Annotated in this window: 15 protein-coding genes; all 15 read left to right on the forward strand. The window is 65.2% G+C overall.

The annotated features are described in order from the left end of the window. Positions 1-873, forward strand: an 873-nt coding sequence (locus IPM60_15460; GenBank protein ID MBK8909218.1) for an HD domain-containing protein, incomplete at its 5' end; no start/stop codon positions are given. A gap of 10 nt (positions 874-883) precedes the next feature. Then, positions 884-1,330, forward strand: coding sequence for a hypothetical protein (locus IPM60_15465; GenBank protein ID MBK8909219.1), 447 nt, complete (start codon positions 884-886; stop codon positions 1,328-1,330). Beyond that, positions 1,314-1,841 (forward strand): hypothetical protein, encoded by a 528-nt coding sequence (locus tag IPM60_15470; protein MBK8909220.1) that lies wholly within the window; start codon positions 1,314-1,316, stop codon positions 1,839-1,841. The genes IPM60_15465 and IPM60_15470 overlap by 17 nt, the downstream gene beginning before the upstream one ends. Before the next feature lie 40 nt (positions 1,842-1,881). After that, the gene (locus IPM60_15475; GenBank protein MBK8909221.1) at positions 1,882-2,181 is read left to right on the forward strand and encodes a hypothetical protein; all 300 of its coding nucleotides are present in this window, start codon (positions 1,882-1,884) and stop codon (positions 2,179-2,181) included. A 1,086-nt stretch (positions 2,182-3,267) separates the two neighbouring features. Continuing rightward, the gene (locus tag IPM60_15480; protein ID MBK8909222.1) at positions 3,268-3,579 is read left to right on the forward strand and encodes a hypothetical protein; all 312 of its coding nucleotides are present in this window, start codon (positions 3,268-3,270) and stop codon (positions 3,577-3,579) included. Then, positions 3,576-4,232, forward strand: coding sequence for a hypothetical protein (locus tag IPM60_15485; GenBank protein ID MBK8909223.1), 657 nt, complete (start codon positions 3,576-3,578; stop codon positions 4,230-4,232). The genes IPM60_15480 and IPM60_15485 overlap by 4 nt, the downstream gene beginning before the upstream one ends. Positions 4,233-4,257: 25 nt before the next feature. Further along, positions 4,258-4,641 (forward strand): hypothetical protein, encoded by a 384-nt coding sequence (locus IPM60_15490; protein ID MBK8909224.1) that lies wholly within the window; start codon positions 4,258-4,260, stop codon positions 4,639-4,641. 4 nt (positions 4,642-4,645) lie between these two features. Next, entirely contained in the window at positions 4,646-5,092 is a 447-nt protein-coding gene (locus tag IPM60_15495) for a hypothetical protein (protein MBK8909225.1), read from the forward strand. Positions 5,093-5,099: 7 nt separating this feature from the next. After that, positions 5,100-6,707, forward strand: a complete 1,608-nt coding sequence (locus IPM60_15500; protein MBK8909226.1) for a hypothetical protein — start codon at positions 5,100-5,102, stop codon at positions 6,705-6,707. A gap of 30 nt (positions 6,708-6,737) precedes the next feature. After that, complete coding sequence (locus IPM60_15505; GenBank protein ID MBK8909227.1) at positions 6,738-7,850, forward strand: hypothetical protein; 1,113 nt, start codon at positions 6,738-6,740, stop codon at positions 7,848-7,850. Beyond that, positions 7,847-8,362, forward strand: coding sequence for a hypothetical protein (locus tag IPM60_15510; GenBank protein ID MBK8909228.1), 516 nt, complete (start codon positions 7,847-7,849; stop codon positions 8,360-8,362). Before IPM60_15505 ends, IPM60_15510 begins: the two co-directional genes overlap by 4 nt. 76 nt (positions 8,363-8,438) lie before the next feature. Continuing rightward, positions 8,439-8,597 (forward strand): hypothetical protein, encoded by a 159-nt coding sequence (locus IPM60_15515; protein ID MBK8909229.1) that lies wholly within the window; start codon positions 8,439-8,441, stop codon positions 8,595-8,597. A gap of 3 nt (positions 8,598-8,600) precedes the next feature. Further along, positions 8,601-10,856 (forward strand): hypothetical protein, encoded by a 2,256-nt coding sequence (locus tag IPM60_15520; protein ID MBK8909230.1) that lies wholly within the window; start codon positions 8,601-8,603, stop codon positions 10,854-10,856. Continuing rightward, positions 10,853-11,212, forward strand: coding sequence for a hypothetical protein (locus tag IPM60_15525; GenBank protein ID MBK8909231.1), 360 nt, complete (start codon positions 10,853-10,855; stop codon positions 11,210-11,212). Before IPM60_15520 ends, IPM60_15525 begins: the two co-directional genes overlap by 4 nt. 55 nt (positions 11,213-11,267) lie before the next feature. Further along, positions 11,268-11,813, forward strand: coding sequence for a DUF1833 family protein (locus IPM60_15530; GenBank protein MBK8909232.1), 546 nt, complete (start codon positions 11,268-11,270; stop codon positions 11,811-11,813). The last annotated feature ends 371 nt before the right edge of the window (positions 11,814-12,184 follow it).

Consider the following 12,184-nt stretch of genomic DNA (forward strand, 5'->3'; position numbering starts at 1 on the left):
GCGACGGCGCGGCGCGATCAAGCCGCTTGGGATCTGCTCAACACTCCAGAGTTTCAAAGGTTGCGGCGCATTCGGCAACTTGGCGTTTCGGAATTCACATTCCCAGGGGCGACACATACGCGCTTCGCTCACTCAGTTGGTGTTTTCCATACGGCGCGGGCCTTGGTCAATGTGCTCGGGAAGTTAATTCCCGATGCGGAGTTTGATCGCGACCGCGCGGACCTAGCGGTTCTTGCGGCATTATTGCACGATCTCGGACATGGCCCCTTCAGCCACGCCTTCGAAAGCGCGCAGAAGAAGCGCGGTTCGAAGAAGAGCCACGAGAACTGGACGTCCGACATCATCCTCAATCCAAAAGGATACATACAACCGATTCTCGAGAATTTCCGTCAGGGGATAACGGAGCACATCGCCGACCTGCTTACGGCCGAAGTGCCGAAGGACGTCTATCACGCAGTCGTTTCGAGTTCCTTTGACGCGGACCGGCTTGACTATCTTCGGCGTGACCGATTGATGACGGGAAGGGGCGCAGGTGCGATCGATTTTGACTGGTTAATCGACAATCTGCGCATCGCCGAGGTTCGACGCGGCGGCGACGATGACGTTGACAGCGAACCCGTCATGACCTTTTGCCTCGATGAAAAAGCCCTTCAGGCGGCCGAATCCTTTCTTCTCGCCCGATACCATCTTTTCGAGCAGGTCTATCTCCACAAGGCAACTCGCTGCGTCGAAGCGATGTTGCGGGCGCTTCTTGAAAGAGTGGCGGAGGCTGCGAAGGGTCGGGGCCATACCAAACTCGGGCTCGACAAGACCGATCCGCTGATCCGCTTCTTCAAAACCGGGGCGAGACCGTCCAGAATGTCTTGCACTTGACGATTTCACGATGTGGGCGAGCATCAGTCGGATCGCCAACAGTGAGAACCGCGAAGCCGCCGACCTCGCGCGGCGATTGCGGGAGCGAAAGCTTTACAAGGCACTCGATATCAACATCGAATGCCCAGCCTTGCCCGGGGAGCAACTGGAGCAGACTGAGGAACGCCGTCAGCGAGAGATCATGAGAATTGAGAGCGCGCTAAGCTCGGAGAACAACGCGCTTGTCCTAAAGGATGCCGGATCGATCAATATCTACGGCGAATTTGGTGCAGAACAGGCACAGACGCACAAAATGCTGTCAATCAGATTGCGGAGTGGCTCAACCCATGAAATCACGGAACTGTCGCCGACTATTCGTACACTGAGCAAGAAAGAACAGTCGTCCGTTTTTATTTTCCGGACGACGGACTGCGCGACAAAGCACGAGTGGGAGGAGCACAATGACGGCTTTAGATGAACTGATCACTGATACACTTGCTGCGGCCGACGGAGAAATAGTCAATACCTGGCTCCAGAAGATCTTTTATCTTCTGGAGCAAGCCGGAATGAAAAGCGGCGTCGCTTACCATTACCATCATTACGGTCCTTATTCGCGGCAACTCGACGAGGCTTTGGACCGAGCGCAAGCGCTGCACAGCATCCAAGAAAAAATTGCGTATCGTCAGACTGACGGCATGCCATATAGCATATTTTCGTTGCACAAAGAGGAAGGGAGCGGCGGATCCGAGAAGATGGGAAAACTTCCCTTCGAAGAGGCCCGCGAGTTGGTTGCTGCGATGAAGACCCAGTCTTCCACGGTGCTGGAACTCGCCGCGACCATCCACTGGCTCGATAAGGTCGAGAAGAAATCTGACTGGAAACGGGAACTTATACGGCGGAAGGGCATGAAGACGGAGCACGGACGGATGGAAGAGGCCGTCGCTCTGCTGAAAAGGCTACGCTTGAGCCCAGATCAGCGAATACCTTGACAGAATATTTCGAGGCGCAACACGCTCTTGTGTTCGTCGGATGAGGTTCGTTTCGATCTTCGTCGGCTTCCTCAAGGCCGGCCTCGAGGCCGACATGCGTCAGATCGAGCCGGCCGTTGCAGTGGGAGTTAAGGACGCCGGCGAGGGGCTCAAGGGCGTGCTGCGCCGCCAAGTGGTCACCGCCGGGCCTTGGGGTACGGCTGGCCAGCACTTGGCGGAACCGGACGTATACCAACCGAGGCCACGACACCGCCGGCTTGGTCTGGAGCAAGGCGCCGCAGATCGTCCGCCACGGCCGCTACGTCACGTTCCAGATGGTGGAGGCGGCGATTCGGCTTGAGCTGTTTGCCGACATCCTGAGCCGCATCGACCGGCTCGGACCGATGAAGGGCTCGACATGTCGCCCGGATCGCAGTCTTTCGGCGGTGACAACGGGGTCAGTGCGTCCGGGTCGCAGGCAAATGCGCCGTATTGCGGCGCTGACTGGCGTTTCACCGTTCCCGATTGTCCGCCGGAGGTCAGCCGACCGCGATCGATTGCCCATCCAGCCGTTTTGAGTCGCGCATCAGTCCGCCGAGAGGGTTTTACGCGGGGAGTTCCGGTCAAGTACGGTCAGGCGATGGGCCAGAAAACGAAGCTCAGGTTCATCTCGCAGAATTCCAGGCTCTGCGGGATGAGTCTGATCATTACTCGCAGCGCATCGACAGGATGTCGGGTGTCTACCTAACCGCTTTGTTCGGCATCGCAGGCTATCTTTGCGGCCGGAAAGCAAATTCGAAATCGATGCCTATATCGCCTCGGTTAAGGCGTCCGAAAGCCTGTCGACGCTGTTCATCTTTCTGTCGATCTTGAATTGGTCTTGCTCATAAGAATCGGAAGCTTCTTTTCGGGCGTGTTGGCGATAACGCAATATGTGCATTACATCATTCGCCCGAGGCTCATCGCGCTCGTGGGGCAAGAAGTATTGAGTTGGGATGAAATACCTAGGCTCAGAGCAAAGAAAACGTGGCTTCCTTTGCGCTCGCTGGGACAGTTTTTGTTCGTTGTTATTGCGGAGAGCGTCTCTATCGCCATTCTAGTAAGCTCTTGGCATGTGTTCGACATGGAGTGGCCGTTCGTGCTCTTGTACATCGTTGGATGGACTTTTTTAGTCGTATCGGTAGGCTCCCTCATTGTAGTGGGCTTGGCTGGGCTGCGTTTCCATCGACCGCCACAAAGAGCAAGCTCCGTTCCGTCTGTGTCTGCCGACAGAGTGCAAGCTGCTGAACTAGGCGCAGGAGACCAGAGACAGAGGCAAACGGGGTATGTGAGTCCGAAGCGATCAGAGTGCTGAGCGCAGCGGCGATAATCGTTGAGTTGAAGGCCCCTAGCGCTACGCATCAAAAACCTTTCCCGATTTAGAACCTCTCCCAAATGACTTGTCCTCATCAGCGCGCTCGCGGTTGGCGTCGAGGCGTTGTTCGGAGACTCGAACCTCGCGACAGACGCCGTCTGCGCGCCCGGCGGCGGCGCGCTCGACGTGCGGGTTGTCTCTCGGCGTCCCGACGAAGTCGTCGGCTTCGGCGACACCCGCATCCACACTGCGACGGCGGTGTTCGACGTGCGGGTCTCCGAGGTTTCGATGCCGGTCGACGGCGACGTCCTGGAAGTTGGTGGTGAGAGGTTCGTCGTCCAGGGCGAGCCGGTGAAGGACCAGGACGGGCTGGTCTGGACCTTGGACGTGCGCCTGACGACATGAAGATCGCCGCCACGGTCTTCGGCTCGCTCAAATCAGAGCTGGACCAAGAGATGCGCCAGATCGAGGGCGCGGTGGCCGCCGGCGTCAAGGATGCCGGCGCCGGGCTCAAGGGCACGTTGCGGCGCCAGGTCATCACCGCCGGGCTCGGTCCACGACTGGCGAAGACGTGGCGTGATCGGACGTATCCCAACCGCGGCCACGACGCCGCGGCGCTGGTGTGGAGCAAGGCGCCGCAGATCATCCGTGCGTTCGACGAGGGCGCGGTCATTCGCTCACGCAATGGGTTCTGGCTCACCATCCCGACCGGAGCGGCGCCGAAGCACGTGCGCGGCCGGCGGGTCACGCCGGATCTGGTCGAGCGCATGTACGGCCGCCGGCTGCGGTTCGTCTACCGGCGGCGCGGGCCGTCGCTGCTGGTGATGGACGGGATGGTGGCGAGCGGTGGCCAGCGCGGCGGCTACCGGATGGCGACGGTACGCAAGGCAACGAAGCGCCGCGGCCACTACGTGTCGGCCTCCGGCCTCGCCACCGTGGTGATGTTCTTCCTCGTGCCGCAAGTGAAGATGCCGAAGCGCCTCGACGTGGCGCGCGCGGCGCGCACCTGGTCGGCACGGCTGCCGGCGCTGATCGGCCGGCGCATGCGGTCGAAGTGACAATCCATCAGAAAGGATCAGAGCGATGAGCAAATCCGACTACCTCGAGAACGCGGTGCTCGATGCCGTGCTCAACAACACCGCGCTGCAGGTGACGACGCCCTACGTCTCGCTGCACACCGCCGATCCGGGCGAGGACGCCTCGGGCGCCGAGTGCTCGGGCGGCAGCTACGCGCGCCAGGCCGGCTCGTTCGGCGCCGCCTCCGGCGGCAGTTGCGCCAATGACGCCGAGATCTCGTTCGACTTCACCGGCTACGGCGCCCAGGTCACCGTCACCCATTTCGGCATCTGGGACGCATCGACGGCCGGCAACCTGCTCTACAAGGGGGCGTTGACCGCCTCCAAGACCGTGGACCCCGGCGATACCGTCCGGTTCGCAACCGGTCAGCTTACCGTTACCGAAGACTGACATCATGGCGTATCCGGCTTCCACGCAGGCGCTGGCGGACGCGCTGGCGTCGGTCGACCGAACGGCGCTTCGGCTCAAGCAGTTCGCTCAGGACGCGAAGGCGCTGATGGCGGCGCAGAACGTAAGCGGCAATCAACTCCTCCAGATCATGTCCGAGATGAAGTCGGCACTCGAAACGTGGGCGACGGCGCGGGCGATCCCTGGGATTGCTGCCTACGTTCGTGACCAGAAGGGCGACCAGGCGCTTGATCTGGTCGCCGAAGTAGGCGCGATGATCACCGCTGCCGAGCAAGTCCGCGACGCCATCATTGCCGGTTTCCCCGCGCACGACGGCTACATTCTGAAGGACCAACTCGGAACCGACGGGGCGATCACGGTGCGTCAGTTCACGCCTGCGCAGACCGCCGGTTTACGCGGCCATCTCGACGCGTTGATCGCGACCATCGGATAAGACGGCCATGGCCGATACCGGCTGGCAGAGTTGCGCCACCGGCACGAACGACGACCGCTTTGGCACGCTCGCTTGGGGGTTCCCCGAAAGAATTGTCGCTCTCGATGGCTCGCGTTCGCACATTGTCAGTCAGTCCGGCACCTCCAACTACCTGAAGGCGACAAACTTCGGGTCGGCTATCCCCGCCGGCGCCACGATCGACGGCGTCGAAATCTGGGTCGAGGCACGGCGCGCCTCTGGTACTCCCACCTTTCCCTTCGATCGGGTCCGGCTGGTCGATGAAAACGACGTGGTCGGCGACACCGATCGGGCAAGCGGTACGGTCGTTACGGACGCCGGCTACGACCCGTACTACTTCGGAGGGCCGTCGGATCTGTGGGGCGAGGCGCTAACGCCAGCGATCCTCAACAACTCCGCCAGCGGTGTCGTCGTCGCGACGTCCTTGGCGGAGGTTTATTACCCGCAAATCGACTACATCGCGCGCAAGGTCTATTACTCGACCAGCACGACGCATGATGCGGCGGCTTCAGCAGCCGGCGCGGCCGGGGTTGGGGCCACAGTGGATCTCGTCCGGTCTGCCACAGCCAGTGCGGCTGGCGTCGGGAGCGTCGCGGCTGACGCCAGTCTGATCTGCTCGACCAGCGCGGGCGTGGCAGCCGCCGCTGCAGCGGCGGCTCAGGTCATTGGCATTCGGCGCGTCTCCGCGGCCACCGCCGCTGCGGCAACAGCAGGTGGTGCCGCTACAGCGCTCCGCGACATGGCCGGCGCTGCAAGCGGTGAAGCGTCTTTCGCCGGGACACCAATGGTATTGAGGCCGGCCACCGGCAACGCCGTCGGCGGCGTGACTGCATCGGCGAGCGCCATCAATGTGCGGGCGGTGGCGGGCGGCGTGGCCTGCGCTGCATTGGTATCGGGTACCACCACCGCGGCCGGCGAGCACGATGCGACCGCTGCGGCCGTTGGCGCCGCATCGGCGACCGGTGCCGTGGAACATGTGCGCTTTGCCAGTGCGACCGTGTCCGGCCTCGGGGTGCCGCAGGGCATTCCGACCGCAGTGCGCAACACTGCGGCGAGCGTTGCGGGCAGCGCTGGAACGACCGCCAGGATCGGCGGGGACTGGCTCGCCATCGGGACCGCCGCCGGCATGGCAGTGGTCGTCGGACTGGCGATCGGCGGCTACGGCGCCAGCAAGGCCGAGCGGATTCTGCGGGCGCTGAAGGCACGCCTGGAGACGATCGACGCCGTGCGCGTGGAGCGCAACACCGCGTTGCCCGAGCGCATTCCGGCCGGCGGGCTGATCGTGCTCCGCGACGGCGATCCCGGCGAGCCGGACGTGGCATTGGGCGGGTTTGCCGGCGCCTACTACAGCCATACCGTTGACGTCGAGGTGTACGTGGCCGAAGGCGACGACGCCGCGCGCGATACCGCGTTCGATGCGTTGCTGCAGGCGCTCGATGACGCGCTCATTGCCGACCCGACGCTGGGCGGGCTGGCATTCGGCATGGAGTACGGCCGGCCGGCCGTCGACGTCGAGCCGGTCGAGGGCGCCGCCGCCATCAAGAGCGCCACGCTCCCCATCGTCGTCGAATACGAGACCGCGACGCGGCTCGGCTGACCCGCCCCCGTCACAGAGGAGACCTGGCCCATGGCCCGATCCTACGGCGCCAACGCGACACTGCTGCTCAAGCGCGAGACCGAATACGGCACCAACCCCGGCGGCAACTTTCTGCGCATGCCGTTCAACCGCTGCTCGCTCGGCTCCGAGCAGGGGCTGATCGACGACCCGGTGCTCGGCTACGGCCGCGATCCGCGCTCGCCGCTGCTGGACGTGATCAACGACGACGGCGACATCGTGGTGCCGCTGGACGTGCGCCATCTCGGGCTGTGGCTCACCGGCCTGCTCGGCGATCCGGCCACCACCGGCACTGGCCCCTACGTGCACACGTTCGCGTCCGGCGCGGCGTCGCTGCCCAGCTTCTCGGCCGAGGTGGGGCTCTCCCAGGTCCCGGCCTACTTCCTCCACACCGGCGTGATGCTGAACTCGATCGCGCTGGAGTTCACGCGCTCGGGCGCGGCGGCGGCGACCATCAACGCCATCGCCCAGGGCGAGACGCGCAACGATACGACCCAGGGCGGCACGCCGACGACGCTGGCGTTCAATCGCATCTCGCAGTTCCAGGGCTCGATCAAGCGGGCCGGCGCCGCCGTCGCCAACCTCACCGGCGGCTCGTTGACGTATTCGAACAACCTGGAGCGCATAGAGACCATTCGCAACGACGGCAAGATCGACGGCGCCGATCCGACCATCGCCGCGCTCACCGGGCGCATCGACGTGCGCTACTCGGACAATACGCTGATCGATCTGGCCGCCGCCGGCACGCCGGTGGATCTGGAGTTCGCCTACACCATCGACGCCAACAACAAGGTCGTGTTCACCTGCCACGAGGTCTACCTGCCGAAGCCGAAGCTGGCGGTGGAGGGCCCGGGTGGGGTGCAGGCGAGCTTCGACTTCCAGGGCGCATGGAACGAGGCCGAGGGCGCAGGACCAACGACGCTGACGGAGCGAGCTACGCGGAAAGGGCCTCGGCGCGGGGCCGCGGGGGGGCGCGGCGCGGCGCGGGGCGGCGCGGGGGGGGGGGGGGGGCGGACGCGATCGCCGCGGGGGGGGGGGCCCCGGGGGCCCGGGGCCCCCCCCCCCGGGGGCGGGGGGCGGGCGAACGGGAGCGCTGCAGTTAGGAGTGGTTGCGATGATCATTGAGCGGGCGCAAAGAGCCGTACGGGCTGTCGCTGCCGTACAACATCGACGTCGTCGTGCGGCCGCTGACATCGTCCGGCATGGCCGTGGCGCAGGCGGCGGCGCGCAGGCGCATCGAGGCGCTGGAAGAGCAAGTGCGCGAGCGTAAGGAGTCAGGGCTCGATCTCGGCGAGCTGCCGGATCTCGGCGACGAGGCCGAGCACGATGCGCTCTACCATGGCATCCTCGTCCACGAGCTGGCCGCGCGCCACATCGTCTCATGGTCGGGGGTGCTCGACGCCGATGGCGAGAGTAATGCGGCGGTCACTCGCGAGGCGGTGGCGGCGGTGCTGGATCTCTATCCCATCGGCGAGCGGTTCTTCCAGGAGTTCACGCTCCGCCAGGTGCTGTTGAACGCCGCAAAAAACGCATCAGGGCCCTCTGCCGCTGGCACTTCACGCCGGGCGGAGGGCCAGGATACTGCCAAGGCTGCAACGACGACGGGCAACTCTGCGCCGACGGAGGCCTCGGCCTGACCGGTGAGCGCTGCGCCTATCGCGAACACGCGCCCGAGGCCTCGAAGAACAGCAGGCGTGGGAGCTGGTGCAGGCGGTGCAGAACCAGGTCACGCCTGCCAGCCGCGTGTTCGATCTCGGCCTGGCGCTGGAGCTGGCGCGCGCCCGCGGCCATGACCTCGAGGTCATGAGCGAGCTGCTGCCGGCGGCGCAGGCCGGCATGCTGGAAGCGATCATCGAGAACCCGACGGAATAGACCATGGCGCGAGCGAAACACACGTACGCAGTACGGCTGGCGGTCGAGGGCGGCGGCCGGGTCAAGGCCGAGCTGGTCGACGTCGGCGCCACCGGCGACCGGTCGCTGCGCCGGATCGAAACCGGCGCCGATCGGGCCGGGCGCGGACTGCGCGGCCTCACCGAACGGACGCGGGCACTTGGAATCGCCAGCAAGGCTCTGGGCGCCGCTGCGGCGGTCGCCGCCGGCGCGACCGGGCTTGGCCTCATGGTCGATCGCGCCATTTCCGCCGCCGATAACATCGGCAAGACCGCCGACAAGATCGGCGTCGGCGTCGAGGCGCTGCAGGAGTTGCGGTTTGCGGCACAGGCGGCCGGGATCGAACAGCGCACCCTGGATATGGCGCTGCAGCGGTTCACTCGCCGCGCCGCCGAGGCGGCCAAGGGCACGGGAGAAGCCAAGGACGCACTGGCCGACATGGGCATCGCGCTGCGCGACGGTTCCGGGCGGTTGCGGCGCACCGAGGATCTGCTCGGCGACGTCGCGGACGCATTGATGCAGATCGAAGACCCGGCCGAGCGGGTGCGGATCGCCTTCAAGCTGTTCGACTCCGAAGGCGTGGCGATGGTCAACATGCTCTCCGCCGGCGCCGAGCGCATGGAGGCGATGCGGCGCGAGGCGCGCGAGCTGGGGATTGTCATCGACGAGCATCTGGTGCGGAACGCCGAAGAGGCGCGGACCAAAATGGACACGCTTGCCACCGTCATCTCGCAGAACCTGACCAAGGCCATCCTCGGCCTGGCGCAACCGCTCTCCGACGCCTCGGGGTGGTTCGCGGAGTTCTTCAAGTACGTCGGCTTCGGCTGGGAGAACCTTTCGCTGATCATGCAGGGCGATTGGGACGCAAGCGGCCGCAGCCTGCCGAACGCGGAAGCGAAGCTGCAAAGGCTGACCGATCATCTGGCCGAGCTCAAGCAGCAGCGGGACGCGCTGGAGGGCAAGCCGGGGCAGCGCCGGCAGTACCTGGTGGTTTCCGGCCATGTGGCGGATCTGGAGAAAGAGGTCGCGCTGTGGCAGGAGCGGGTGGACGCGCTGAAGGCGCTGCGTGCAGAGGCGCCGGCGTTCACGCCGCCGGGGTTGCCAAGCGTCGGCGATAGCAGCGCCGGCGGTAGCGGCGGCGGAGACTCCACGCAGCGACAGATCGACGCGAACCGGCGGCTGTTGGAGACGCTTCGCGCCGAGCGGCAGGAACTGGCGATGACCGAGCGCCAGCGCTCGATTTCGCAGGCGCTGCGGCGGCTCTCGGCCGATGCCACCGAGGCGCAGCGCGCGCAGGTGCGCGAGCTGGCCGGCGCGCTCTACGACGAGCGCCAGGCGGCGGAAACCCTGCGACAGGCGCGCCAGCAAGGGCTACGGGTGGCCGAGCGCCTGCGCACGGCGGAAGAGATCTACGCCGACGAGATTGCGCAGCTCAACGCGCTCCTGCGTCAGGGCGCCATCGACCACGAGTCGCTCGCCCGGGCCTCTGCCGAGGCGTTCGATCGCATGCTGGCGGACAGCCGCGAGTGGCATGCCGGCGTGCGCCGGGCGCTGCGCGGGTTCGGTGACGAGGCCGGCGACATGGCCGACACGTTCGAGCAGGCCACGTCCTCGGCGTTGCGGTCGTCCGAGGACGCGTTCGTGCAATGGGCGCGCACCGGCAAGTTCTCGGCGGCCGACCTGTTCAACTCCATTGCCGAAGAAGCGCTGCGGATGGCGTACCGGGTGGCGATCATCAAGCCCCTCGGCGGCATCTTCGAAAACTTCCTCACAGACCTTGTCGGCAATATCTCGTTCGGCGGTGGCTCCAGCGTCTACGCGCCGAGCCCGCTGCACAATCAGGCGCACGGGATGCTCGGTCACGCCCACCAGGGCGGCATGGTCGGCGGGCCGAACGCGTTCGACTACCGGCCGGTGCCGTTGGCCGCGTTTGCCGATGCGCCGCGGTTCCACGGCGGCGGGCTGGTCGCCGGCGAGGTGCCGATTGTCGCCAAGCAGGGCGAGGTGGTCGGCTGGCCCGAGCAGATGCGCCACGCCTTCGGCTCTGACGTCACCGTGCAGGTCATCGATCAGCGATCGAGCGGCGCCGAGCCTGAGGTGAGCCGCGAACGCGGGCCCAACGGGCGTGAAACCATCCGGGTGCTGATCCGCGATGAAGTGGGTCGCGGCATCGCGCAGGGCTGGTGGGATCAAACCATGGCCGGCGCCTACGGCCTCAACCGGCGGGGTGTTCCGCGGTGAGCAATCCCGTCTGGCCCTATTCGCTGCCGCAACGGCCGCTGGCGCAAGGGTTCAACGAGCAGGCACGGGAGACGGCAATCCGCACGCAGATGGAGGCCGGGCCGCCCAAGGTGCGCCGACGGTTCACCGCCGGCATCCGCACCATGGGCATGCAGCTGCGCCTGACAGCCGACCAGGTCGCGACGCTCGACGCCTTCTACGACACGACCGTCGCCGGCGGCACGCTGCCGTTCGACTGGGTGCATCCCCGCACCGGTGTTGCGGCGACCTACCGGTTCGTCGAGCCGCCGTTCTACCAGCCGGTGGCGCGCGGCCGGGTGTGGACCGGCACCCTCAAGCTGGAGGTGATGCCGTGACAAGAGGCGCGGAGCGGCTTAGCCGCGACAGGGATCATCGACAAGGGCGAACACAGTGAGCCGTACGCTGAGCCAGGCGGCGCATCAGGCGCTCAACGCGCAGGAGACCGACGAGGCCTTCCTGCTGCTGCTCACCATCGATCACGACGAGCTGGCCGAGCCGATCCGCGTCGTCAACAACACCGAGGACATCACCAGCCGCGGCGATCTGTACGTCGCCTATCCGTTCGAGATCGCGCTGCCGGGCGAGGACCCGGAGAGCGTCGCCCGGGTGACGTTGCGCATCGACAACGTCGATCGGTTGATCGTCCAATCCTTGCGCCAGGTGCAGGCGCCGCTGGCCGTCGCCCTCGAAGTGGTGCTGGCCTCGTCGCCGGACACCGTCGAGGCCGGGCCGTTCAACATGACGCTGGTGGCGGCCGAGTATGACGCCCTTGTCGTCACCGGCGAGCTCGCTTTCGAGGACGTGCTCAACGAGCCGTTCCCCGGGCACAGCTACATCCCGAATTCAAACGGACCAGCCGGCAGATCGAGCGTGATGGTCCAAAGTGAAACCAACTTGGTTCGACCCACCAACTTCGCAACAAGCTCAAGCACGTAGGATCCCTCGGAGAAGCGAAAGAGTGCCTCCGCGTCAATTGGGTTGAAATGATGGTTCGTCGCCACGCCCGTCTCCGGAACAAATAGACCGCTCCCACGCACGAGTTCTTTGTCTCCATAACCCCAGAAAGAAAACTCTGCGTTTCGGCTACCTTCTCGCACTCGGAGAAAGAGAGTTTCGACAACGTGGCCACGTTTGCCCGAGCTAAATAAGAGGGCCCGCAAAAATATCTTCGCTTGCGGCGGCTTTTTTCCACAAAGTCGTAACGGAAGGCGACGAACGACGGATGGGTGCTTCGCACGGTGCCGCGTCGAATGACGGTGAACCACAGAGTAAAAAGCGAAATACCGAGAGCAAGTAGTGAGACGATT

The sequence above is a fragment of the Rhodospirillales bacterium genome (assembly GCA_016710335.1).
In the GTDB taxonomy this organism is placed as follows: domain Bacteria; phylum Pseudomonadota; class Alphaproteobacteria; order Rhodospirillales; family Defluviicoccaceae; genus JADJXQ01.